Here is a 23,789-nt window from a genome sequence, read left to right on the forward strand (position 1 = left end):
CATGAACTACACCGATTTCGCGACCGGGGAACCGGTCGCCGACACCAAGTCCCCGGCCGGCCCGATCGCCGAGCGCTGGGACACCCGCCGCTTCGAGGCCAAGCTGGTCAACCCGGCCAACCGCCGCAAGCACACGGTCATCGTCGTCGGCACCGGCCTGGCCGGCGGCTCGGCCGGCGCCACCCTGGCCGAACAGGGCTACCACGTCGTCCAGTTCTGCTACCAGGACTCGCCGCGCCGGGCCCACTCCATCGCCGCGCAGGGCGGTATCAACGCCGCGAAGAACTACCGCAACGACGGTGACTCCGTCCACCGCCTCTTCTACGACACCGTCAAGGGCGGCGACTTCCGCGCCCGCGAGTCCAACGTCCACCGGCTCGCCCAGATCTCCGTCGAGATCATCGACCAGTGCGTCGCCCAGGGCGTCCCCTTCGCCCGCGAGTACGGCGGTCTCCTCGACACCCGTTCGTTCGGCGGCGTCCAGGTGTCCCGCACCTTCTACGCCCGCGGCCAGACGGGCCAGCAGCTCCTGCTCGGCGCCTACCAGGCGCTGTCCCGGCAGATCGCCGCCGGCAACGTCGAGATGCACCCGCGCACCGAAATGCTCGACCTGATCGTCGTCGACGGCCGGGCCCGCGGCATCGTCGCCCGTGACCTGATCACCGGGAAGATCTCCAGCTACTTCGCGGACGCGGTGGTCCTCGCCTCCGGCGGCTACGGCAACGTCTTCTACCTGTCGACGAACGCCATGAACTCCAACGCCACCGCGGTGTGGCGCGCCCACCGGCGCGGCGCCTACTTCGCCAACCCCTGCTTCACCCAGATCCACCCGACCTGCATCCCGCGCACCGGCGACCACCAGTCCAAGCTCACGCTGATGAGCGAGTCGCTGCGCAACGACGGCCGGATCTGGGTGCCGAAGGCGAAGGGCGACACCCGGCCGCCGAACGAGATCCCCGAGGACGAGCGCGACTACTACCTGGAGCGCATCTACCCGTCCTTCGGCAACCTCGTGCCGCGCGACATCGCCTCCCGGGCCGCGAAGAACGTCTGCGACGAGGGCCGCGGCGTCGGCCCCGGCGGCCAGGGCGTGTTCCTGGACTTCGCGGACGCCATCGCGCGGATGGGCCGCAAGGCCGTCGAGGCCAAGTACGGCAACCTCTTCGACATGTACCAGCGGATCACCGACGAGGATCCGTACCGGGTGCCGATGCGGATCTACCCCGCGGTGCACTACACCATGGGCGGCCTGTGGGTCGACTACGACCTCCAGACCACCGTCCCGGGCCTGTTCGCGATCGGCGAGGCCAACTTCTCCGACCACGGCGCCAACCGGCTGGGCGCCAGCGCGCTGATGCAGGGCCTGGCCGACGGCTACTTCGTCCTCCCCTCGACCATCAACGACTACCTGGCGCGCAACCCGGACCAGGACACCATCACCCCCGACCACCCGGTGGTCCAGGAGGCGCTGGCCGAGACCGAGGACCGGCTGAACCTGCTGCTCGCCGTCGACGGCGACCGCACCCCCGACTCCTTCCACCGCGAGATCGGTGAACTCATGTGGGAGTACTGCGGCATGGCCCGCACCGAGGAGGGCCTGCGCAAGGCCCTGGACCGGCTGCCGCAGATCCGCGAGGAGTTCTGGCGGCGCATCAAGGTGCCTGGCACCGGCGAGGAATTCAATCAGTCGCTGGAGAAGGCCAACCGCGTCGTCGACTACCTGGAGCTCGCCGAGCTGATGTGCCTCGACGCACTGCACCGCAGCGAGTCCTGCGGCGGCCACTTCCGCGCGGAGTCGCAGACCCCCGACGGCGAGGCCGCCCGCCGGGACGACGCGTTCTCCTACGCCGCCGCCTGGGAGTTCGCCGGCACCGGAGCGGCCCCCACCCTGCACAAGGAAGACCTGGTCTTCGAGTACGTCCACCCCACCCAGCGGAGCTACGCATGACTGCCGCCTCCCGGGGGGCGACCCCCGTACCCCCGATGTCCCTCACCCTGCGCGTCTGGCGCCAGAAGAACGCCGACGCACCGGGCACCATGTCCACCTACGAAGTGGACGGCATCTCCTCGGACATGTCGTTCCTGGAGATGCTCGACACCCTCAACGAGGAACTCATCCTCAAGGGCGAGGACCCGGTCGCCTTCGACCACGACTGCCGCGAGGGCATCTGCGGGGCCTGCTCGCTCGTCATCAACGGTGACGCGCACGGCCCGGAGCGGACCACCACGTGCCAGCTCCACATGCGGTCCTTCAAGGACGGCGACACCATCGACATCGAGCCGTGGCGGGCCGCGGCCTTCCCGGTCGTGAAGGACCTCGTCGTCGACCGCTCGGCCTTCGACCGGATCATCCAGGCCGGCGGCTACATCACCGCGCCGACCGGCGCCGCCCCCGAGGCGCATGCCACGCCGGTCCCGAAGCCGGACGCCGACTTCGCCTTCGAGCACGCCGAGTGCATCGGCTGCGGCGCCTGCGTCGCCGCCTGCCCCAACGGCGCGGCGATGCTCTTCACCTCCGCGAAGGTCAACCACCTCAACGTGCTGCCGCAGGGCGCCCCGGAGCGCGAGTCCCGGGTGCTCGACATGGTGGCGCAGATGGACGACGAGGGCTTCGGCGGCTGCACCCTCGCCGGTGAGTGCGCCACCGCCTGCCCCAAGGGCATCCCGCTGTTCAGCATCACGAAGATGAACCGGGAGTTCGTCCGGGCGGTGCGCAAGGGGCGCTGAGCCGGCGACCACCGGAACGCGACGAGGCCCCCTCCGCAGGACGCGGAGGGGGCCTCGTGCCGTACGGGCGCCGGGCCCGCCGGTCACCGCACCGGGTGGCCGGCGTCCCGCAGCGCGTCCTTGACCTGGCCGATGCGCAGGTCACCGAAGTGGAAGACGGAGGCGGCCAGGACGGCGTCGGCGCCGGCCGCCACCGCGGGGGCGAAGTCGGCGAGCTTGCCGGCGCCGCCGGAGGCGATGACCGGGACGCTGACGTGCTGGCGGACCGCCTCGATCATCGCCACGTCGTAGCCGTCCTTGGTGCCGTCGGCGTCCATGGAGTTCAGCAGGATCTCCCCGGCCCCCAGCTCCGCGGCGCGGTGCGCCCACTCCACGGCGTCGATCCCGGCCGACCGGCGACCACCGTGGGTGGTGACCTCGAAGGACCCCGACGCGGTGCGGCGGGCGTCGACGGAGAGCACCAGCACCTGGCTGCCGAAGCGCTCGGCGATCTCCCGGATCAGCTCCGGGCGGGCGATCGCCGCGGTGTTGACCCCGACCTTGTCGGCGCCGGCCCGCAGCAGCTTGTCGACGTCCTGTGCGGTGCGCACCCCGCCGCCGACGGTCAGCGGGATGAAGACCTGCTCGGCGGTGCGGCGGACCACGTCGTAGGTGGTCTCGCGGTTGCCGGAGGACGCGGTGATGTCGAGGAAGGTCAGCTCGTCGGCGCCCTCCTCGCCGTAGACCTTCGCCATCTCGACCGGGTCCCCGGCGTCGCGGAGGTTCTGGAAGTTGACGCCCTTGACGACGCGGCCGTTGTCGACGTCCAGGCAGGGAATGACGCGGACCGCCAGGGTCATGTCGTTCAGCCCTCTCGTTCGGTTTCCGGGGACAGGTCCCGGAACGCTTCTAGTTCTACTTCCACCAGGACGCGGGAGTCGACGAAGCCGGAGACCACGACCAGGGTCGTGGCGGGCGGCGCGGCTTCGAACAGCTCGCGGTGGGCACGGGCGGCGGCGTCCGCGTCGCGCAGGTGGGTCAGGTACATCCGGGTGCGCACCACGTCGGCGGCACCCAGCCCGAAGGGTTTGAGCGCCGTCAACGCGTTCCCGAAGGAGACCTTGGTCTGGACGTAGGGGTCGCCCTCGCCCTGGAGGACACCGCCGACCAGCGGCATGGTGCCGGAGACCAGGACCCGGTCGCCGGCGGCCACCGCACGCGCGAAGCCAATGGTCTCTTCCCAGGGACTGTCGGTCCGTACGCGCTCGATGCTCATCACGCCGCCTCCCTTGTGGCCGGTTGCGGCACCCGCGGCTACGACACCGCCGCCAGTGCCTCTTCGAGGGTGAACGCCTTCGCGTAGAGCGCCTTGCCGACGATGGAGCCCTCTACACCCTCCGGCACCAGCGCGGCGATCGCCCGCAGGTCGTCGAGGGAGGAGACGCCGCCGGAGGCGACGACCGGGCGGTCGGTGGCCGCGCAGACGTTCTTCAGCAGCTCCAGGTTGGGGCCCTGGAGCGTGCCGTCCTTGTTGATGTCGGTGACGACGTAGCGGGCGCAGCCCTCGGAGTCCAGGCGGGCCAGCGTCTCGTAGAGGTCGCCGCCGTCCCGGGTCCAGCCGCGGCCGCGCAGGGTGGTGCCGCGGACGTCCAGGCCGACCGCGATCTGCTCGCCGTGCTCGGCGATGATCTTGGCGACCCACTCCGGGTCCTCCAGCGCCGCGGTGCCGATGTTGACCCGGGTGCAGCCGGTGGCCAGGGCGGCCGCCAGCGAGTCGTCGTCGCGGATCCCGCCGGACAGTTCGACCTTGATGTCCATGGAGCGGGCGACCTCGGCGATCTGCGCGCGGTTGTCGCCGGTGCCGAAGGCGGCGTCCAGGTCGACCAGGTGCAGCCACTCGGCGCCGGCCCGCTGCCAGGCCAGGGCGGCCTGGAGCGGGTCGCCGTAGGAGGTCTCCGAGCCGGACTCGCCGTGCACCAGGCGGACGGCCTGGCCGTCGCGGACGTCGACGGCGGGCAGCAGTTCAAGCTTCTTCACAGCGTTCACCGGGTTCACAGGTTTTTGATCCAGTTGGTCAGGAGCTGGGCACCGGCGTCGCCGGACTTCTCGGGGTGGAACTGGGTGGCCCACAGCGCGCCGTTCTCGACCGCGGCCACGAACGGCTCGCCGTGCGTGGCCCAGGTGACCTTCGGGGCGGCGAGGTGTTCGTTGCCGACCTCCAGCTCCCAGTCGTGGACCGCGTAGGAGTGCACGAAGTAGTAGCGGGCGTCGGCCGGCAGCCCGGCGAAGAGCTGGGAGTCCTCGGCGGCGCGGACAGTGTTCCAGCCCATGTGCGGGACCACCTCGGCCTTGAGCGGCCCGACCGTGCCGGGCCACTCCTCCAGACCGGACGTCTCCACACCGTGCTCGATGCCGCGGCCGAAGAGGATCTGCATGCCGACGCAGATGCCCATCACCGGGCGGCCACCGGACAGCCGACGGCCGATGAGCCAGTCGCCGCGGGCCTCCTTCAGACCGCGCATGCACGCGGCGAACGCGCCGACGCCGGGCACCAGCAGCCCATCGGCGTTCATCGCGGTGTCGTAGTCACGGGTGATCTCCACGTCCGCGCCGACGTGCGCCAGGGCGCGCTCGGCGGACCGGACGTTGCCGAAGCCGTAGTCGAAGACGACGACCTTCTTGGCGGTCTTCCCCGGGGACTGCCGCGCGGCGCTCAATTCCATACCTCCAGTCGCATCACACCCGCCACCAGGCACATCGCCGAGGCGATGGCCATCAGGGTGATCACGGACTTGGGGATCTTCTGCTTCCAGAACGAGTAGACGCCGCCGAGCAGGAAGAGTCCCACCAGGATGAAGACGGTGGACAGACCGTTCATCAGAGGGCGCCCTTCGTGGAAGGCAGGATGCCGGCCGCCCGCGCGTCGCGCTCGCTGGCGTAGCGCAGGGCCCGGGCGAGCGCCTTGAACTGGCACTCCACGATGTGGTGGGCGTTGCGCCCGTACGGCACGTGGACGTGCAGGGCGATCTGGGCCTGGGCGACGAACGACTCCAGGATGTGCCGGGTCATCGTGGTGTCGTAGGTGCCGATCATCGGCGCCATGTTCTCCGGCTCGGTGTGCACCAGGTACGGGCGGCCGGAGAGGTCGACGGTCACCTGGGCCAGCGACTCGTCCAGCGGGACGGTGCAGTTGCCGAAGCGGTAGATGCCGACCTTGTCGCCGAGCGCCTGCTTGAAGGCGGCGCCCAGCGCGAGGGCGGTGTCCTCGATCGTGTGGTGGGTGTCGATGTGCAGATCGCCGTCGGTCTTGACCTTGAGGTCGAAGAGGCCGTGCCGGCCGAGCTGATCGAGCATGTGGTCGTAGAAGCCGACGCCGGTCGAGACGTCGACCTGGCCGGTACCGTCGAGGTCGATCTCGACCAGCACCGTGGTCTCCTTGGTGGTGCGCTCTATGCGCCCCACGCGGGCGGTCGCCCCGCTCATCGCTTGTTCTCCTTCAGGCTGCGTTCTTTGCGCACCGCGCGCACCGCGTCGAGGAACGCGTCGTTCTCGGCCGGGGTGCCGGCGGTGACCCGCAGCCAGCCCGGTACACCGTTGTCGCGGACCAGCACGCCGTGGTCGAGGATCGCCTGCCAGGTGGCGTGCGCGTCGTCGAAGAGGCCGAACTGGACGAAATTGGCGTCCGAGGCGACGACCTGGCAGCCGATCGCGCGCAGTTCGGTCACCAGACGGTCCCGCTCGTCCTTGAGCTGTGCCACGTACTTCAGGAGCGTATCGGTGTGCTCCAGAGCGGCGAGCGCGGTGGCCTGGGTGACGGACGAGAGGTGGTAGGGCAGCCGGACCAGCTGCACGGCGTCGACCACGGCCTGGTCGGCGGCGAGGTAGCCCAGCCGGAGCCCGGCGGCGCCGAACGCCTTGGACATGGTCCGGGACAGCACGAGGTTCGGCCGGCCCTCGATCAGCGGCAGCAGCGAGGGGTGGTGGCTGAACTCGCCGTACGCCTCGTCGACCACGACCAGGGCCCCGGCGGAGTCGGCCTTGGCGGCCTGCGCCGCCTCGTACAGCGCGAGGACGGTGTCGGCCTCGACGGCGGTGCCGGTGGGGTTGTTCGGCGAGCAGACGAAGACCACGTCGGGCCGGTGCTCGGCGATGGCCGCCCGTGCCGCCTCGACGTCAATGGTGAAGTCGTCGTTGCGCGGGCCGGAGATCCAGCCGGTGCCGGTGCCGCGCGAGATCAGCGCGTGCATGGAGTACGACGGCTCGAAGCCGAGGGCGGTGCGGCCGGGGCCGCCGAAGGTCTGGAGCAGCTGCTGGATGACCTCGTTGGAGCCGTTGGCGGCCCAGACCTGGTCGGCGGTGACCGCGTGGCCGGCGGTGCGGGTGAGGTAGGCGGCCAGCGCGGTGCGCAACTCGACCGCGTCCCGGTCGGGGTAGCGGTTGAGCTGGCGGGCGGCCTCGGTGACCCGCTCGGCGATCCGCCGCACCAGCGGTTCGGGGAGCGGGTAGGGGTTCTCGTTGGTGTTGAGGCGCACCGGGACGTCCAACTGCGGCGCGCCGTAGGGGGACTTGCCGCGCAGTTCGTCCCGGATCGGGAGATCGTCGATCTTGGTCATCTGCCTGCTCACTTGCTCTGCGGAACCGTCCAGTCGAACCTCGCCTTGACCGCCGCGCCGTGGGCCGGGAGGTCCTCGGCCTCGGCGAGGGTCACCACATGGTGGGCGACCTCGGCCAGCGCCTCCCGCGAGTAGTCCACGACGTGGATGCCGCGCAGGAACGACTGGACGGACAGGCCGGAGGAGTGGCAGGCGCAACCGCCGGTGGGCAGGACGTGGTTGGAGCCGGCGCAGTAGTCGCCGAGGGAGACCGGGGCGTAGGCACCGACGAAGATCGCGCCGGCGTTGCGCACCCGGGCGGCGACCGCGGTGGCGTCCGCGGTCTGGATCTCCAGGTGCTCGGCGCCGTAGGCGTCCACCACCGCGAGGCCCTCGTCGAGGCCCTCGACCAGGACGATCGCGGACTGCCGGCCGGACAGGGCCGGCACGATGCGGTCCTCGACGTGCTTGGTGGCCTCGATCTGGGGCGCCAGTTCCTTCTCGGTGCGGTCGGCCAACTCCTCGGAGTCGGTGACCAGGACCGCGGCCGCCATCGGGTCGTGCTCGGCCTGGCTGATCAGGTCGGCGGCGACGTGCACCGGGTCGGCGGTGCGGTCGGCGAGGATCGCGATCTCGGTGGGCCCGGCCTCGGAGTCGATGCCGATCCGGCCCTTGAGGAGGCGCTTGGCGGCGGCGACGTAGATGTTGCCGGGGCCGGTGACCAGGTTGGTCGGGGCGCACTCGTCGGTGCCGTACGCGAACATCGCGACGGCCTGGGCGCCGCCCGCGGCGTAGACCTCGTCGACGCCGAGCAGGGCGCAGGCGGCCAGGATCGTGGGGTGCGGCAGCCCTCCGAAGTCGGCCTGCGGCGGGGAGGCGACGGCCAGCGAGCCGACGCCGGCCTCCTGGGCGGGGACCACGTTCATGACGACGGAGGACGGGTAGACCGACCGGCCGCCGGGGACGTAGAGGCCGACCCGCTCGACCGGGACCCAGCGCTCGGTGACCGTGCCGCCGGGCACGACCTTGGTGGTGACGTCGGTGCGGCGCTGCTCGCGGTGGACGATCCGGGCGCGCCGGATGGACTCCTCCAGGGCGGCGCGGACCTTCGGGTCCAGCGCGTCGAGGGCCTCGGTGAGGGCCTCGACGGGGACCCGGACCCGCTCGATCTCGACACCGTCGAACCGCCGCGCGTACTCGATCAGCGCCGCGGTGCCGTGATGGCGTACGTCCTCGCAGATGGGCCGCACCTTCTCCAGGGCGGCTTCCACGTCGAACTCGGCACGGGGCAGCAGGTCACGCAGCGCGGCGCCCTCGGGGAGGGCGGCACCACGCAGATCGATTCGGGAGATCACGTCCCCAGTGTCTCAGACCCGCCGTCGGGCCCGAGCGGCCGTATCACTCAGTGATACGCAGTGACACACGGGCCGTGCGGACGTCGGGACGGTCCGCGAAGTTGACCGGAGTTGGCCCTGACCACGCGTGTTCAACCAGTCACCGGGCGGGCAAGGGGTCGGTGCGGGCACACGGGGACGACCGCGGGGCGGGCGGAAGAGCGCCCGCCGGGATGCATCCGAACAGGTATCGCGACCGGATACCGGCCCGCCGGGGGCACCGCCCAGGCCGGGCGACCACCGGACGACCGCACCGCACGGCGACCACGGGACGACGAGCAACGACCACCGGACACGGCCTGCCGGCCGGCACCGCGAGAGCAAGGGGGAGCCAACAGTGACCGGAGCCAGGGACGGCGACGCACCCGCCGACCTGCGACTGACGTCCGCGGAATGGAGCATGTGGCAGGCGTTCCGCAACGGCAGCGCCTGCAACCTGCACACCGGCGAGCCGTCCCGGGACGACCCGCACGGGCAGCATTTGTGGGGCCCGGAGCGCCGGGTCCGGGCCCGGGTGGTGGCTCTGTTGTTGCTCGACGGGCCGGCACCGCAGCCCGGCCGGGTGTCCGGGCTGAAACTGACCGGGGCGTACATCACGGACACTCTCGACCTTGCGGGCGGCACGATCAAGCCATTCGTGGAGCTCCGGGACTGCCGCTTCGAGGCCGAGGTGCTGCTGCCGGAGAGCCGGTTCACCACCCTGCGGATGGTCAACTGCACCCTGCCGCGGCTGGAGGCGGCCCGGCTGCACACCGAGGGCGATCTCCACCTGCCGCGCTGCGTGGTGCACTCCGGCATACGCCTGACCGACGCGCACATCGGCACCGATCTGATGCTCAATCAGGTGGTGGTGCACAAGGACCGGCAGGGCCGCTCGATCATGGCCGACGGACTGACCGTCGCCCAGGACCTCCAGGCCGAGATGCTGGAGTCCTACGGCGAGCTGTCGCTGCGCGGCGCCACCGTCGGGGTGTCGCTGAGCCTGCGCGGCAGCCACCTGAGCAATCCGTTCGGCCGCCGGGCACTGAACGCCCCCCAGCTGACCGTCGAACGGACCCTCTACCTCACCGCCGCCGGCCTGGCCAACTCCCCGTTCTCCAGCGGCGCCACACCCCCGTACGGGATCACCCACACCCCGGCCCGCGGCACCCGGATGCAGCGCTTCGAGTGCGAGGGCGGGGTGCGGCTGGACGACGGGCGGTTCGGGGACGCGGTGGACCTGGAGCACGCCCGGTTCATCATGGAGTCCGACCAGGAACTGTCGCTGCGCCGCATCCAGACGCCGGAGCTGCGGTTCCTGGGCGAGCGCCCGCAGCGCGGCCGGGTGATCCTCTCCGGCGCCCGGGTCGTCAACCTCGTCGACAAGTCGGCGAGCTGGCCGGGGCTGGGCGGGCTGATGATGGCCGGCTTCTCCTACGAGACGCTGATCCCGCGCGGCCACTTCCCGCTGGCGCTGCGGCTCCAGTGGGTGGCCGCGGCGACCCCGGAGTACGCGCCCGAGCCGTACGAGATGCTGGCCGCCTCGCTGCGCGCCATGGGCGAGGACGCGGACGCCCGGGAGGTGCTGCTGGCCAAGCAGCGGCGGCGGCGCGAGACGCTGCCGCTGGCGGCCAAGACGTGGGGCTTCCTCCAGGACTGGACGGTCGCGTACGGCTACCGCCCGGGGCGGGCCGCGGTGTGGATGGCGATCCTGTGGGCGATCGGCACGGCGTACTTCTCCTCCAACCCGCCACCGCCCCTCAAGCACGACGAGGCGCCGATGTGGAACCCGTACCTCTACTCGCTGGACCTGCTGCTGCCGGTGATAGACCTCTATCAAGGCAACGCCTGGAAACCAGGGGGTGCCGCCCAGTGGGTGGCGGCCGTGATGATCATGACGGGGTGGGTACTGGCGACGACGGTCGCGGCCGGCGCGTCCCGCTTGCTGCGGCGGGCTTAGGGACCGTCCGGTGAGTCAGGACGGACCCGCCCCTAGCCCACCGGACAGACCCTAGCCGGGTGCGGGTGGTGGTCCGCGCGGGCACAGGCTCTAGGCTTACCGACTGTGTCCTCCGTGCGTCTGCCGCTGTTCCCGCTCAACTCGGTGCTGTTCCCGGGTCTGGTGCTGCCGCTGAACGTCTTCGAGGCGCGCTACCGGGCGATGATGGCCGATCTGCTGGACCGGCCCGAGGACGACCGCCGCTTCGCGGTGGTCGCCATCCGGGACGGCCGGGAGGTCGCCCCCACCGCGCCGGGGTTGCCGGACGCCACCGCGCCGGCCGCCACCGGACCGGCCGCGGGCTTCGGCGACGATCCGTTCCGGGCCTTCCACACCGTCGGCTGCGTCGCGGACGCGGCCACCATCCGGGAGAAGTCGGGCGGCGGCTACGAGGTCCTGGCCACCGGCACCACCCGCTTCCGACTGCTGTCGGTGGACGCCTCCGGGCCGTACCTGACCGGGGAGCTGGAGCTCCTGGAAGAGGGCCACGGGGAGGGTGCGGGCGCCCTGGCGTCCGGTGTGGTGCGGGCCTTCCGCACCTACCAGAAGCGGCTGGCGTGGGCGAACGAGCGGACCCTCACCACCGGCCAGGACCTGCCCGCCGACCCGTCGGTGCTGTCGTACCTGGTCGCCGCGGCGGCGGTGCTGGACGTGCCCGCCAAGCAGGAGTTGCTGGCGGCGCCGGACACCGCGGACCGGCTGCGGCAGGAGCTGAAACTGCTTCGCCAGGAGTCGGCGGTGATCGGTAAGCTCCCGTCGCTGCCGGCCGTGGAGCTGACCCGGCAGCCGACCAGTCCCAACTGACGCACGGGCACCACGAGATTCCGGTCCCGGGGCCGGAAGGCTCCGCGTTCGAACGAGGCGAGGCACGGTGGCGAAGAAGCCGAAGCAGGGGAAGAAGGGCGCGGCGCAGTCCGGCGGTACGCCCGCGACGGTGGCGCTGACCGCGGCCGGCGTCCCGTTCACGGTGCACGCCTACGACCACGACCCGGCGGCCGCCTCGTACGGCGAGGAGGCCGCCGAGGCGCTCGGAGTCTCCCCCGACCAGGTGTTCAAGACGCTGCTGGCGGACGTGGACGGCACGCTCACGGTGGCCGTGGTGCCGGTCTCCGGCTCGCTGGACCTGAAGGCGCTGGCCGCCGCGGTGGGCGGCAAGCGGGCCGCGATGGCCGACCCGGCGGCGGCCGAGCGCAGCACCGGCTACGTGCTCGGCGGGATCTCACCGCTGGGGCAGCGCAAGCGGCTGCGGACGGTACTGGACGCCTCGGCGGAGGGCCGGTCGACGGTCTGCGTCTCGGCCGGCCGGCGCGGCCTGGAGGTCGAGCTCTCGCCCGCCGACCTGGCCGCGCTGACCGGCGCACGGTTCGCGCCGATCGCGCGGGGCTGAGCCCGGCCGGCGCCGCCGCGCGCCCCCCGCTGCCGCCGCCCGCACCGCTCCGGGACTTCCCGCGCCCGCCTGCCCTCGGTTACGACCGGGGGAGGAGGTACGCCCATGTCGAAGAGGACCCGTAAGCGGAAATGGCGCATCCGGAAGGGCCGGGCCAACCACGGTCGCCGGCCGTCCTGAGGAACGGCCGGCACAACGGTCAGTCGACCGGCGGCTGGTGGTGTCCGGACCAGTCCGGCACCACCGGCCCGTCCAGCTCCGGGTCGCGCGGCCCGAACAGCCCGGTCAGCGCGATCTGGGTGAGCATCCCAGCGATCGGCCAGGCCAACAGGGCGCCCTTGGCCTGGAGCCGCAGCGGGCCGTCGAAGGCGACGCCGGCGCCGACCTGCCTGGCGTGCGCGACCACGTCCGGGGTGGGTCCCAGCCACATACCGGTCAACCAGCCCAGCGCGGCGCCCAGCAGCCCGCCCAGGGCCAGCGACACCACCAGCGGAATGCCGCCGCGCCGCCGGACGAGGAAGACCACCGCCGCGGTGACCACGCCGAAGCCGAGCGCCAGCAGGACGAAGGTGCCGTCGGCGCCGATCGCCTCCTCGCCCTCGGTGTTCTTGAGGTAGACGTTGTGGGTGTCCGCGATCAGCGGAACGCGCGGCGCCAGCCAGGCCCACAGCACGCCCAGCAACACCCCGCTCACCGCGACCGCCAGGGCGATCAGCACGCCGTCCCGCAGTTCGCGGGCGAATTCGGGGCCGCCGGCGGGTTCGGCGGTGACACCGTGGCCCTCGACGGGGGCGGCCTGCGGCCGGTGCGGTTCTTCGGGCGGTTGGTTCTCGTGGGGCGTCTGCGCTGCGGTCACCTGGTCATCGTGCCAGGCCGGCGCCGCGGCACCGGCAGCAGGACACCCGAAGCGCCTCTTGGGATCGGCGGCCGCGCTCACCGAACCGCCGCCCGGCGGTACGCCCAGGTCGCCACGGCCAGCGAGAGCACCCCGACAGCCGCACAGATGCCCAGATCGGCGGCGACCGCCAGCCAGTCGGGATGCGGGGCGAACGTACGCGCCAGCGCCTCCACCCCGTAGGTCGAGGGCAGCAGATCGCGGGCCCAGCCGATCGGCTCGGGCATCCGATCGGCCGGCAGCACTCCCAGCAGCAGCGCCGCCGACATGCCCAACTGGCCGCCCAGGGTGGCCAGTTCCTGGCGCGGGGCGAGCAGCCCGAGGGCCGCACCGAGCCCGGACAGCGCCGCCCCGGAGAGCGGGACCACGGCCACCAGCACCCACAGGTGGGCCATCGGCAGATGGAAGAGCAGACAGCCGGTGATCGCGGTGACCACCGCGCCGGGCACCGTGAAGGAGGCGTACGCGGCGGCCGCGCCGAGCACCACGGCGGCCGGCGGCACCGGCAGCGTCGCGTAGTGGTCCAGGCCGCCGCCGGCCCGCAGCTGGCCGAAGTACTGGGCCAGCAGGTTCAGCGCGACGAAGGCGACGACCAGCACCGCGGAGCCGGAGACCACCGACTGCGCCGGGTCGCCGCCGCTGACCACCCCGCGCAGCAGGACCATGATCCCGACGGACTGGAAGGTGGCGACGAACAGCAGCGGAATCCGGGCGACTCGGGCCCGGGAGAGCTGGGCGCGGTAGACGGCGGCGAGCGCGGGCAGCAGCCGGGCCCGGGGCGCGAGCGGAGCGGCCCCACCGGCCCCACCGTCCTCCAGTCGCGCTCCGGAACCCGTCGCCACCTGCGCGGACACCGCACTCACGCCGTCACCCAGCTTTCCTCGACACGCCGTCGGTCCGTACTCCCGGCCATGTTTCTCTCCCGGCCGCCGGCCGCGGGCAGTCCCGCGCTCCGCTCGCTCACGCCTTCATCAGCCCTTCCGCGCGCCCGCCCAGGGAGACGTAGACGTCCTCCAGGCTCGGCGTGGCGAGCGTGAAGTCGTCCAGGGCCGCGAAGGCCGGCCCGGCGGTGACCGCGGTGACCGCCGAGCGGGCCCGGTCGGCGGGGAGCCGCAGGGTCCAGCGGCGGCCGGAGGTACGGGCGTCGGCGGCGAGCGCGGCGACCTCGGGGACGTCGAGCGGGGGCCGGTCCCGCCAGACCAGCTCCAGCCGGACCTCCTCCCCCACCAGTTCCTTCAGCCGGCCGGGCGTGTCACAGGCGATCACCCGCCCCTGGTCGATCACCGCGACCCGGTCGAGCACGCTCTCGGCCTCCAGCACGTTGTGGGTGACCAGGACGACGGTGGCGCCCCGCTCGGCGCGGCGGCGGTCCACCGCGGCCCAGACGGCGCGCCGGGCCACCGGGTCCATACCGGTGGTCGGCTCGTCCAGCACCAGCAGCGGGCGTTCGCCGATCAGCGCGGTGGCGAAGCAGGCCAGTCGCCGCTGGCCGCCGGAGAGCTTCTTCAGCGCCCGGCCGGCGATCGGGCCCAGGCCCAGCTCGTCGAGGACCGCATCGCGTTCGGCGCGGGCGGTCCGGGTGTCCAGGCCGCGCAGCCGGCCGGTGGTCTCCACGGCGAGGGAGACGGTCAGCTCGTCCAGCGCGGTCGACTCCTGGCCCAGGTAGCCCAGCAGCCGGGCGGCCCGCTCGGGGTGCCGCACCAGGTCGTGGCCGAGGACGACGATGCGGCCGGAGTCCGGCCGCAGCAGTCCGGTCAGCTGGCGGACCAGGGTGGACTTGCCGGCACCGTTCGGGCCGAGCAGCCCGAAGATCTCGCCGCGCCGGACGTCGAGACTGATGCCGTCGCTGGCGCGTACCGCCGGCGCCCGGTCCGTCCCGCGCCGCCCGCGCAGTGCGGGATAGGTCTTGACCAGGTCCTGCACCACGCACACCGGCGCGCCGCGCTCCACCTGTTTTGCGCCCGTCTTCACGAGCTATGAGGGTACGCGGCCCCGGGCGGCCGCTGGTCCGGGGGGCTCCGCAGGGCCCGGCGCGCACAGCCTGCGCACAGCCTCCTCGCCGGCGGTCAGTCGGCCGACGGGGTGTGTTCGGCGGCGGTACGGAGGTCGACCTCGCGCCAGAAGCCGGCCCGGATGGCGTACCGGTCGTGCTCGTCGATCTGGTCGTCCTTGTGGGCGAGCAGGCCGAAGCGGGCGGCGTAGCGGAGCAGTTCCCCGTCGATGCGGTGCGGGATGCGGGGGTACTCCGTCGAGATCTGCTGGAGGTGGGTGGAGTCGGGGAGCCGCTCGGTCCAGCGGCGGGCGAAAACCTGGCCGACCTCGAAGGGGTCGCCACTGACCGCCGTGATGTCCTCCTCACGGTCGGCCCAGCGCTGCTCGGCACTGGTGAGCAGCGCGAGGGTGGGCAGCGAGGCGGTCTCGGCGGGCTCGCCGAGCGGGCCGCCGCGCTCGATCCACCCCTTGTCGGAGGACCAGCGGAGGGTGGCGGCGGGCTGGCTGCCGTTGGGCGTGGAGCCCTGGGCGGCGAGCGGGCGGCCGAGGCCGGCGAGGTCCTTGGGGGTGGGGACGCCGCGGGAGCCGGCGGAGCCGGTCTCGCCGGACGGTTCGCCGCGGTCGCCGGCGGGGGCGGGGCGGGCGGTGCCGTTGGTGCCGGTGCGCCCGTCGGGGTCCGGTCCGGCCGCGGCGGCCGCGGCGGCGACCGCGGTCTCCGGGAGCGGGGCGGAGAGGATCGCCGCGATCTCGGGGCGGGGGGCCGGCGGCGGGGCGCAGGGGCCGCCCAGTTCCTTGGCGCGGACCGCGCGGGTGATCCAGGCCCGGTCCAGCACCCGCCGCTCGTCGGCCTCGGCGACCAGGTCCTCGGACTGGTTGTAGTCGCCGTCGGCGGCCTGGACGGCCCAGAGGTGGACGGCGACGCCGTGCTCCTTGGCGGACATCAGACCGGGCAGCAGGTCGCCGTCGCCGGTGACCAGCACGATGTCGGAGCAGGCGCGGTTGCGGGCGAGTTCGGTCAGCTCGGCGTGCATGGCGGCGTCCACGCCCTTCTGCGCCCAGCGCCCGTCGCTGCGGGTCAGCGCGCCCAGCCGGACGGTGACCCGGGGCATCACCCGCAGCCGGCGGTGCTCGGGCTGCGGAACGCGGTCGGGGGCGCCGTCGAACCAGTAGATGCGCAGCAGCGACCGTTCGGTGTCGGCCTCGGCGCGCTGGCGCAACCCTTGGATGAGGGCGGCGTGGTCGACGGTGATCCGGGAACGGGCGGGTTCTCCGGCGAGCAGGCTCGCGGCGGCACCGAGCAGATACCCAGCGTCCACCAGGACGACGCAGCGGTCCACGTTCCACCCTCTTCCCTGAGGTGCTGAAGTCCGGTCGCCCCCCGGCTCGGCCCGTGGCACGAGTGCTCTTCGGCTTCCTTCGAGTCTGCCCGACCGAACGGGGGTTAACTGCACGAACTCGATCTTCGGCGTGGCGGATTCGGCCCCTGCCGTCCACACGGCGGGTAACTGGCGTTATCACCCAGGGTAATTGCCCGAAATGCAGTGATGTGCCCGGCGTGTAAGGCTGATTCCGGCCGATCCAAAGATCCCCCTCAGGAGGCACGATCATGGCCAAGAACAAGAAGGACCGGAAGCAGCCCAAGACGAGCGAGACCGAGCGCGGCCAGCAGCAGTCCGAGAAGGCGACCCTCGACGCGATCTCGCACTCGCAGGCCCCGGGCACCCCGGCGGACGTCGCGCGCAAGCACCAGCGCCGCTTCGGCCACAACTAGACGTCCCGGCGAGGCCGCCCGTCAGTGCCCCCAACTGACCCGTGCCGCCGATGACTTGAGGGGCGCGCCCGCATCGTGCGGGCGCGCCCCTCGTGGTATCCGGGGCCGGGGCGGCGACGGCGCCCCGGCCGGCGGTCAGCCGGCCAGGCAGGACGGGCCGAGCAGCACCTTCAGATCGCCGAACAACGACGGGTCGGCGGTGACCCGGTGACGGTCCAGGCGGAGCACCGTGGTCTTCCGTACGCCCTGGAGCCTGATGCGGACCTCGGTGGAGCCGCGGTGGCTGCCGAGCACCTCACCGAGCTTCTCGACCATCGGCGGGGTGACCTTCACGGCCGGAATCGTGATCGTCACCGGGGCGTTGGCGCCGGCCTCCGAGAGGTCGGGGACCATCATCTCCATGGCGACCAGCCGCGGCACGTCCTCCCGCTTGTCGAGCCGGCCCTTGACGAACACCACGGTGTCCTCGACGAGTTGGGTGGACACCAGCTGGTACGTCGCCGGGAAGAACATGCAGTCGATGGAGCCGGCCAGGTCCTCGACGGTGGCGATCGCCCAGGCGTTGCCCTGCTTGGTCATCTTGCGCTGGAGGCCGGAGATGATGCCGCCGATGGTGACGATCGAGCCGTCCGCGTAGTCGCCGCCGGTCAGCTGGGCGATGGCGGCGTCCGCCTTGTCGCTCAGCACGTGCTCCAGCCCGAAGAGCGGGTGGTCGGAGACGTAGAGGCCGAGCATCTCGCGCTCCTGGGCGAGCAGGTAGGTCTTGTCCCACTCGTCCTCGGAGAACTCCACGTCCAGCCCGAAGCCGGGGCCGTCGTCGGAGGTGTCGTCGCCCATCCCGCCGAAGAGGTCGAACTGGCCCTCCGCCTCCTTGCGCTTGACCTGGACGACGTTGTCGATCATCGGCTCGTAGTGCGCGGTCAGGCCCTTGCGGGTGTGGCCCATCTCGTCGAAGGCGCCGGCCTTGATCAGCGATTCGGTGGTGCGCTTGTTGCAGACCACCGCGTCGACCTTGTCGAGGTAGTCGGGGAAGGAGGAGTACTTCCCCTTGGCCTTGCGGCAGCGGATGATCGAATCGACGACGTTCTGGCCGACGTTCCGCACCGCGGTGAGGCCGAAGAGGATGACGTCGTCGCCCTGGGCGGCGAAGTTGGCCTCGGACTCGTTGACGTTCGGCGGGAGCACCTTGATGCCCATCCGTCGGCACTCGTTCAGATAGACCGCGGACTTGTCCTTGTCGTCGCGCACCGACGTCAGCAGCGCGGACATGTACTCGGCCGGGTAGTTGGCCTTGAGGTAGGCGGTCCAGTAGGTGACCAGGCCGTACGCGGAGGAGTGCGCCTTGTTGAAGGCGTAGCCGGCGAACGGGACCAGGACGTCCCACAGGGCCTGGATCGCCGCGTCGCTGAAGCCCTTCTTCTTGGCGCCCTCCTGGAAGATGGTGAAGTTCTTCGCCAGCTCCTCGGGCTTCTTCTTGCCCATCACGCGGCGCAGGATGTCGGCCTCGCCGAGCGAGTACCCGGCGATGATCTGAGCGGCCTTCTGCACCTGCTCCTGGTACACGATGAGGCCGTGGGTCAGGCCGAGCGTCTCCTTCAGGGGCTCTTCGAGCTCCGGGTGGATCGGCGTGATCTCCTGCCGGCCGTTCTTGCGCTCGGCGTAGTTGATATGCGAGTTCATGCCCATCGGGCCCGGCCGGTACAGGGCCGAGACGGCGGAAATGTCCTCGAAGTTGTCGGGCTGCATCTGGCGCAGCAGCGACCGCATCGGTCCGCCGTCGAACTGGAACACACCGAGCGTGTCACCGCGGCAGAGCAGTTCGTACGTCTTGGGGTCGTCGAGCGGGACCGACAGGAGCTCCAACTTGACGCCCTTGTTGGACTCCACCATCTTCACGGCGTCGTCCATGATCGTCAGGTTCCTGAGGCCCAGGAAGTCCATCTTGATCAGGCCGAGGTTCTCGCACTGCGGGTAGTCCCACTGCGTGATGGTCACGCCGTCGGTGTGCCGCACCCAGATCGGGGCGTGGTCGACGATGGGCTCGCTGGACATGATGACGCCGGCGGCGTGCACGCCCATCTGCCGGACCAGGCCCTCGACGCCCTTGGCGGTGTCGATGACCTTCTTCACGTCCGGCTCGTTCTCGTACATCCCGCGGATCTCGCCGGCTTCGTTGTAGCGCGGGTGCGACGGGTTGGTGATGCCGTCGAGGTCGATGCCCTTACCGAGGACGTCCGCGGGCATCGCCTTGGTGAGGCGGTCACCCATCGCGTACGGGTAGCCGAGCACGCGGGCGGAGTCCTTGATCGCGTTCTTGGCCTTGATCTTTCCGTACGTGCCGATCATGGCGACCTTGTCGGCGCCGTACTTCTCGGTCACGTACCTGATCACTTCGACGCGCCTACGCTCGTCGAAGTCGATGTCGACGTCGGGCATCGAGACGCGCTCGGGGTTGAGGAACCGCTCGAAGATCAGCCCGTGCTCGATCGGGTCGAGGTCGGTGATGCCCATGGCGTACGCGACGATCGAACCGGCCGCGGAGCCACGGCCGGGGCCGACCGCGATGCCGTTGTTCTTCGCCCACATGATGAAGTCGGCGACCACGAGGAAGTAGCCGGGGAACCCCATCTGGATGATGACGTCCATCTCGTACTCGGCCTGCTTCTGCCGGTCCTCGGGCACGCCGCCGGGGAAGCGGCGGAGCATGCCGCGGCGCACTTCCTCCTTGAACCACGTGGTGTTGGTGTAGCCCTCTTCCGGGATGTCGAACTTCGGCATGAGGTCGCGCTTCTCGAACATGCCGGTGGTGTCGACCTGCTCGGCCACCAGAAGGGTGTTGCGGCAGCCCTCCTGCCAGGCGTCCGAGGAGTCGATGGCGTACATCTCGTCCGTGGACTTCAGGTAGTAGCCCGTCCCGTCGAACCGGAAGCGGTCCGGGTCCGAGAGGTTCTTGCCGGTCTGGATGCAGAGCAGGGCGTCGTGCGCGGTCGCCTCGTGGGCGTACGTGTAGTGCGAGTCGTTCGTCACCAGCGGCGGGATGCCGAGCTTCTTGCCGATCTCCAGGAGGCCGTCGCGGACCCGGCGCTCGATCTCGATGCCGTGGTCCATCAGCTCCAGGAAGTAGCGGTCCTTGCCGAAGATGTCCTGGTACTCGGAGGCGGCCTTGAGCGCCTCGTCGAACTGGCCGAGGCGCAGCCGTGTCTGCAACTCACCGGAGGGGCAGCCGGTGGAGGCGATGAGGCCCTCGCTCCACTGGGAGATCGTCTCCTTGTCCATCCGCGGCCACTTCTGCAGCCAGCCCTCGGCGTACGCGTCCGAGGAGAGCTTGAAGAGGTTGTGCAGGCCCGTCTTGTTCGCCGCCCAGATCGTCTTGTGGGTGTAACCACCCGAACCGGAGACGTCGTCGCGCTTCTGGTGCGGCTGACCCCACTGGATCTTGCGCTTGTTGCGCCGCGACTCCGGCGCGACGTACGCCTCGATGCCGATGATCGGGGTGACCCCGGCCTTCTGCGCGGAGTGGAAGAAGTCGTAGGCGCCGTGGAGGTTGCCGTGGTCGGACATGGCGATGTGCGTCATCCCCATGTCCTTGCACGCCTTGAACATGTCGGAGAGCCGGGCCGCACCGTCCAGCAGTGAGTACTGGGTGTGAACGTGCAGGTGCGTGAACGGGGGCCTGGACGAGGGGGCCACGGCGCTGAACCTCCGGGAGCGGCAGTTGTCAGGACGGTCGGGCGGGGCGGGCGGGAGATGCCCGTAAGGATGGGCGAAAGCGGTCGGGAGGGATGGGTGTGACGGTCTTGAAGTCTACGACCCGGGACTGACAGTCGAGGCCCCGTCGAGGGGTCCGCAGCGCCCCGACGAAGTGGCGGGGCGTCCGGGCACTCACGGGCCTCCCCACCCGTTGTCCGGCTGATCTCCGATCCGCTTTCCGGCACCCCAGGAGGCAGCCAGCGATGCCGATTCTCCACGCCCCGGCGCGCGACAGCGCGTGGCACGGCAAGGACACCGCCCGGCGCGAGGGGCAGCTCCTCGCCGCCCTCGACACCACCTCCGGCCCGGCCCTGCGTCGGATGGCCGGCTCCCCCGCCGCGTTCTTCCGGGGTGCGGCGGCCCTGTTCCACCACGACCTGGCGGCGGCCGGCGCGGGCGCGCCCGGCGCCCCGTATCTGGACGAGCGCACCGGCCGGGTGTGGATCCACGGCGATCTGCACGCCGGGAGCTTCGGTACGTACCTGGACGCCACGGGCCGGCTGGTGTTCGGCGTCACCGGTTCCGGTGAGGCGTACGTCGGCCCGTTCACCTGGGACCTGAAGCGGTGCGCGACCTCGGTGGCGCTGCTCGGCCACGCCCGAGGGCTGAGCGATGCCCGGCTCACCGAACTGGTGCGGGCCTTCGCCGCGGCCTACCGGGAGCACGTCCACGCCCTGGCCTCCGGCGCGGACGCGGCGCCGCCGGCCACCCTGGACACCGCCGACGGTCCGCTGCTCGCCGTGCTGCGCGCGGCCCGCGCCCGGACCCGAGCCGGGCTGCTGGCGCCCCTGACCGAGGTGTGCGACGGCGAGCGGCGCTTCGCCGGCGGGAGCGGCACCGTCGAGCTGGACGCGGCGGCCCGCTACACGGTCCTGGCGGCGTTCGACGGCTATCTGGAGACGCTGCCGGAGACCGGCCCGGCCCGCCCGGAGGCCTACCGGGTCAAGGACGTGGTGGGCCGACGCGGCACCGCCCCCGCCGACCCGACCTCGTACGACCTGCTGCTGGAGGGCGGCAGCGACGTCCTGGAGAGCGATGTGGTGCTCACCATGCGGCAGGTGCCCGCCCCGGCGCTCGCCCGCCACCGCCCGGTCCCGGAGGTCGCCGAGCACGTCCGGCACGAGGGGCACCGGGCGGTGCTGGCCCGGCGCGCCCTCCAGGCGCACGCCGATCCGTGGCTGGGCTGGGCGGCGCTGAACGGCGTGGGCCTCCTGGTCGGCGAGGTGTCGCCGTACGCGGTCGGGCTGGACTGGTCCGCCCTCGACGCCCCCGACGAGATCGCCGCGGCCGTCGCGGGGCTGGGCCGGGTCACCGCCGCGGCACACGCCGCGGGGGACGGCAAGGGCCGGCACCCGCTGGTGCCGTTCCGGCCCGAGCGGGCCGTCGACGCGGCGATCGCGGCCGACGAGGACGGTTTCGGGCCGCTGCTGGCGGACGTCGCGCTCTGTGCCGCGTCGCGCGCCCGCGCCGACCACCGGATCTTCGTGGAACTCCTCCGGGACGATCGGTTCCCGGGCCGGTAGGACGGTCCGCCTCGCTCTCTTAGTGCCGATTTAGCGGATCCCATGGCACACTCGCTGGCGATGGACATTTCGGCGGCACACCTGCGGGCACTGCGCGCGGCGCTCTTCGCGGCGCTGTGCGTGACGCTGTCCTCGGCGTCCCATGTGCTGCTCTCCCGTATGCCGCTGCCGCCGGTCACCGTCGTGGCGACCGGCGCCGCGGTGTTCGCGCTCGCCTACGCGCTGGCCGGCCGCGAGCGCGGCTACTGGCGGATCGCCGGGCTGCTGCTCCCCCTGGAGCTCGCCGCCGACGCGGCCTTCAGCCTCGGCCAGCACACCTGCTACGGCCCGGACGGGGGCCCGGCCGCGCCCCTGCACTCGCTGGGCACGATGCTGCTCTGCGGCGGCGGTCCGGTCGGTAGCCCGTTGGCCCAGCTGACCCGCGAGGGCGGCGCCCCGGCCCCGGTCTGGCTGCTGCTGCTCGCCGCGCACCTCGCCGTCGGCCTGCTCGCGGCCGGCTGGCTGCGCCGCGGCGAGGCCGCGCTGGTGCGGCTGCTGGGCGCGGTGGCCGGCTTCGCGTTCCGTCCGCTGCTGATCGCGGCCGCGGTCCTGGGCGGCACCGCCGCACCGCGCCGCCCGGTGCCCGCCCCCGTACGGACCGGGTCGGCCGCCCGCTCCGTCCCCCTGCTCGTGCACTCCGTGGTGCGCCGCGGGCCTCCGTGCGCGCTCGCCGCCTGACGGCCCTTCCCGGCCCGGCGGCCGGCGTGCGCCCGCCCGGCGCGCACGCCCCAGGCAGCACACAGCCCGTCCCCATGGACCACGGAACCCACGGAGCAGAACAGTCATGAGCAACCGCAACAGTCAGGCCAACAAGCAGGCGGCCCGCGATCGGCTGCGCGCCGAGCGCGAGCGGCAGGCCAAGAAGGACCGCACCCGGCGGCAGTTGATCGTCGCCGGCTCGGTGGTCGCGGTGCTGGCGGTGGCCGGCGGCATCGGCCTGGCGGTCGCCAACTCCGGCGGCGGCAGCAGCGCCGGCAGCGGCTCGGGCGCCGACGTCTGGGCGAAGGCCGCCAAGGCCAAGCCGGTCCCGCCCGCCAACACCAGCGGCCCCAACGGCACCACCGTCGTCGTCGGCAAGTCCGACGCGAAGAACTCCCTCGAACTCTTCGAGGACCCGCGCTGCCCCGGCTGCGCCGTCTTCGAGGAGACCGTCGGCGCGACGGTCGAGAAGGACATCAGCGACGGCAAGTACAAGGCGACGTACCACATCGGCACCTTCCTGGACGGCAACCTCCAGGGCACCGGCTCCAAGAACGCGCTGAGCGCGCTGGGCGCCGCGCTGAACGTCTCCCCGGACGCCTTCCTGAAGTACAAGTACGCGCTGTACTCCAAGGAGTTCCACCCGGACGAGACCGGCCCGGACAAGTTCGCCGACGACAGCTACCTAATCAAGGTGGCCGACACCATCCCGGCGCTGAAGGGCAACGCCGCCTTCCAGAAGGCCGTCAAGAACGGCACGTACGACGCCTGGGCGATGGCGATGTCCAAGGACTTCGACTCGCACAAGGACGTCCGCAGCACCCCGACCGTGAAGATGAACGGCACGGTCCTGGGCACCCAGACCGCGCAGGGCCCGGTCGCGCCGTCCACGGTCGCGGACTTCAACGCCCAGGTGGACAAGAACCTCAAGAAGTAACCCCCCGGGGACTGACGCCGGGGCCCACCCCCGGCAACGGCATCGGCCGACGTGCCTCCCGCACGTCGGCCGATGCCAAATCTTGACCCGGTTTCCCGTCGTGCTCATGGCAGACTCCCGGCCATG

The 23,789-nt window shown here is 71.9% G+C and carries 22 protein-coding genes; 9 read left to right on the forward strand and 13 right to left on the reverse strand.

Annotated elements, in window-relative coordinates:
- Nucleotide 1: 1 nt before the first annotated feature.
- Together ACO0M4_RS37880 and ACO0M4_RS37885 are read left to right on the forward strand one after the other, a co-directional pair.
- Nucleotides 2-1,948, forward strand: coding sequence for a fumarate reductase/succinate dehydrogenase flavoprotein subunit (locus ACO0M4_RS37880; RefSeq protein ID WP_430375683.1), 1,947 nt, complete (start codon nucleotides 2-4; stop codon nucleotides 1,946-1,948).
- A gap of 35 nt (nucleotides 1,949-1,983) precedes the next feature.
- Nucleotides 1,984-2,727 carry a succinate dehydrogenase/fumarate reductase iron-sulfur subunit gene (locus tag ACO0M4_RS37885; RefSeq protein ID WP_430376048.1) on the forward strand — a complete coding sequence of 248 codons (744 nt, stop codon included), beginning with the start codon at nucleotides 1,984-1,986 and terminating at the stop codon, nucleotides 2,725-2,727.
- A gap of 83 nt (nucleotides 2,728-2,810) precedes the next feature.
- On the opposite strand, the gene hisF is transcribed toward ACO0M4_RS37885, so the two are convergent.
- Genes hisF through hisD form a run of 8 tightly spaced genes read right to left on the reverse strand, consistent with a single transcriptional unit; the run spans nucleotide 2,811 to nucleotide 8,653 of the window.
- Nucleotides 2,811-3,566, reverse strand: coding sequence for an imidazole glycerol phosphate synthase subunit HisF (gene hisF / locus ACO0M4_RS37890; RefSeq protein ID WP_430375684.1), 756 nt, complete (start codon nucleotides 3,564-3,566; stop codon nucleotides 2,811-2,813).
- A 5-nt stretch (nucleotides 3,567-3,571) separates the two neighbouring features.
- Entirely contained in the window at nucleotides 3,572-3,982 is a 411-nt protein-coding gene (locus ACO0M4_RS37895; protein WP_390013175.1) for a Rid family hydrolase, read from the reverse strand.
- 38 nt (nucleotides 3,983-4,020) lie between these two features.
- Complete coding sequence (gene priA, locus ACO0M4_RS37900; protein WP_430375685.1) at nucleotides 4,021-4,743, reverse strand: bifunctional 1-(5-phosphoribosyl)-5-((5-phosphoribosylamino)methylideneamino)imidazole-4-carboxamide isomerase/phosphoribosylanthranilate isomerase PriA; 723 nt, start codon at nucleotides 4,741-4,743, stop codon at nucleotides 4,021-4,023.
- Between the two features lie 14 nt (nucleotides 4,744-4,757).
- Nucleotides 4,758-5,429, reverse strand: a complete 672-nt coding sequence (gene hisH, locus ACO0M4_RS37905; protein ID WP_430375686.1) for an imidazole glycerol phosphate synthase subunit HisH — start codon at nucleotides 5,427-5,429, stop codon at nucleotides 4,758-4,760.
- Nucleotides 5,420-5,584, reverse strand: coding sequence for a hypothetical protein (locus tag ACO0M4_RS37910; RefSeq protein WP_018536734.1), 165 nt, complete (start codon nucleotides 5,582-5,584; stop codon nucleotides 5,420-5,422). Before ACO0M4_RS37910 ends, hisH begins: the two co-directional genes overlap by 10 nt.
- Nucleotides 5,584-6,189: an imidazoleglycerol-phosphate dehydratase HisB gene (hisB, locus tag ACO0M4_RS37915; RefSeq protein WP_430375687.1), complete on the reverse strand. Its 606-nt coding sequence runs from the start codon at nucleotides 6,187-6,189 to the stop codon at nucleotides 5,584-5,586. The genes ACO0M4_RS37910 and hisB overlap by 1 nt, the downstream gene beginning before the upstream one ends.
- Nucleotides 6,186-7,319 (reverse strand): histidinol-phosphate transaminase, encoded by a 1,134-nt coding sequence (locus ACO0M4_RS37920; RefSeq protein WP_430375688.1) that lies wholly within the window; start codon nucleotides 7,317-7,319, stop codon nucleotides 6,186-6,188. The genes hisB and ACO0M4_RS37920 overlap by 4 nt, the downstream gene beginning before the upstream one ends.
- An 8-nt stretch (nucleotides 7,320-7,327) precedes the next feature.
- Complete coding sequence (gene hisD / locus ACO0M4_RS37925; RefSeq protein WP_430375689.1) at nucleotides 7,328-8,653, reverse strand: histidinol dehydrogenase; 1,326 nt, start codon at nucleotides 8,651-8,653, stop codon at nucleotides 7,328-7,330.
- Nucleotides 8,654-9,029: 376 nt separating this feature from the next.
- On the opposite strand from hisD, the gene ACO0M4_RS37930 reads away from it, so the two are divergent.
- The 3 genes from ACO0M4_RS37930 to ybaK all read left to right on the forward strand — a co-directional run bounded on the left by ACO0M4_RS37930 (nucleotide 9,030) and on the right by ybaK (nucleotide 12,057).
- Nucleotides 9,030-10,631 (forward strand): oxidoreductase, encoded by a 1,602-nt coding sequence (locus ACO0M4_RS37930; protein WP_430375690.1) that lies wholly within the window; start codon nucleotides 9,030-9,032, stop codon nucleotides 10,629-10,631.
- A gap of 105 nt (nucleotides 10,632-10,736) precedes the next feature.
- On the forward strand, nucleotides 10,737-11,474 hold the full coding sequence (locus tag ACO0M4_RS37935; RefSeq protein WP_430375691.1) for an LON peptidase substrate-binding domain-containing protein: 738 nt from the start codon (nucleotides 10,737-10,739) through the stop codon (nucleotides 11,472-11,474).
- Nucleotides 11,475-11,541: 67 nt separating this feature from the next.
- The gene (gene ybaK / locus ACO0M4_RS37940) at nucleotides 11,542-12,057 is read left to right on the forward strand and encodes a Cys-tRNA(Pro) deacylase (protein WP_430375692.1); all 516 of its coding nucleotides are present in this window, start codon (nucleotides 11,542-11,544) and stop codon (nucleotides 12,055-12,057) included.
- A 199-nt stretch (nucleotides 12,058-12,256) separates the two neighbouring features.
- Here ybaK and ACO0M4_RS37945 read toward each other — a convergent pair whose 3' ends face one another.
- From ACO0M4_RS37945 to ACO0M4_RS37960, 4 genes are all read right to left on the reverse strand, one after another.
- Entirely contained in the window at nucleotides 12,257-12,913 is a 657-nt protein-coding gene (locus tag ACO0M4_RS37945) for an ABC transporter permease (protein WP_430375693.1), read from the reverse strand.
- A 77-nt stretch (nucleotides 12,914-12,990) separates the two neighbouring features.
- The gene (locus ACO0M4_RS37950) at nucleotides 12,991-13,815 is read right to left on the reverse strand and encodes an ABC transporter permease (protein ID WP_430375694.1); all 825 of its coding nucleotides are present in this window, start codon (nucleotides 13,813-13,815) and stop codon (nucleotides 12,991-12,993) included.
- A 97-nt stretch (nucleotides 13,816-13,912) separates the two neighbouring features.
- Complete coding sequence (locus ACO0M4_RS37955; RefSeq protein WP_430376050.1) at nucleotides 13,913-14,902, reverse strand: ABC transporter ATP-binding protein; 990 nt, start codon at nucleotides 14,900-14,902, stop codon at nucleotides 13,913-13,915.
- A gap of 116 nt (nucleotides 14,903-15,018) precedes the next feature.
- A complete protein-coding gene (locus ACO0M4_RS37960) occupies nucleotides 15,019-16,281 on the reverse strand; it encodes an NYN domain-containing protein (RefSeq protein ID WP_430375695.1) in 1,263 nt (420 codons plus the stop codon).
- Between the two features lie 269 nt (nucleotides 16,282-16,550).
- Between ACO0M4_RS37960 and ACO0M4_RS37965 the strand changes: the two genes are divergently transcribed.
- A complete protein-coding gene (locus ACO0M4_RS37965) occupies nucleotides 16,551-16,715 on the forward strand; it encodes a hypothetical protein (RefSeq protein ID WP_430375696.1) in 165 nt (54 codons plus the stop codon).
- A 135-nt stretch (nucleotides 16,716-16,850) separates the two neighbouring features.
- On the opposite strand, the gene dnaE is transcribed toward ACO0M4_RS37965, so the two are convergent.
- Nucleotides 16,851-20,405 (reverse strand): DNA polymerase III subunit alpha, encoded by a 3,555-nt coding sequence (gene dnaE, locus ACO0M4_RS37970; RefSeq protein ID WP_430375697.1) that lies wholly within the window; start codon nucleotides 20,403-20,405, stop codon nucleotides 16,851-16,853.
- 263 nt (nucleotides 20,406-20,668) lie between these two features.
- Between dnaE and ACO0M4_RS37975 the strand changes: the two genes are divergently transcribed.
- The 3 genes from ACO0M4_RS37975 to ACO0M4_RS37985 all read left to right on the forward strand — a co-directional run bounded on the left by ACO0M4_RS37975 (nucleotide 20,669) and on the right by ACO0M4_RS37985 (nucleotide 23,663).
- On the forward strand, nucleotides 20,669-21,988 hold the full coding sequence (locus tag ACO0M4_RS37975; RefSeq protein WP_430375698.1) for a DUF2252 family protein: 1,320 nt from the start codon (nucleotides 20,669-20,671) through the stop codon (nucleotides 21,986-21,988).
- A gap of 60 nt (nucleotides 21,989-22,048) precedes the next feature.
- Nucleotides 22,049-22,705 (forward strand): hypothetical protein, encoded by a 657-nt coding sequence (locus ACO0M4_RS37980; protein WP_430375699.1) that lies wholly within the window; start codon nucleotides 22,049-22,051, stop codon nucleotides 22,703-22,705.
- Nucleotides 22,706-22,811: 106 nt separating this feature from the next.
- Entirely contained in the window at nucleotides 22,812-23,663 is an 852-nt protein-coding gene (locus ACO0M4_RS37985) for a thioredoxin domain-containing protein (RefSeq protein WP_430375700.1), read from the forward strand.
- Nucleotides 23,664-23,789: the final 126 nt, after the last annotated feature.

The organism is Streptomyces sp. RGM 3693, from assembly GCF_050471125.1.
GTDB lineage: Bacteria > Actinomycetota > Actinomycetes > Streptomycetales > Streptomycetaceae > Streptomyces.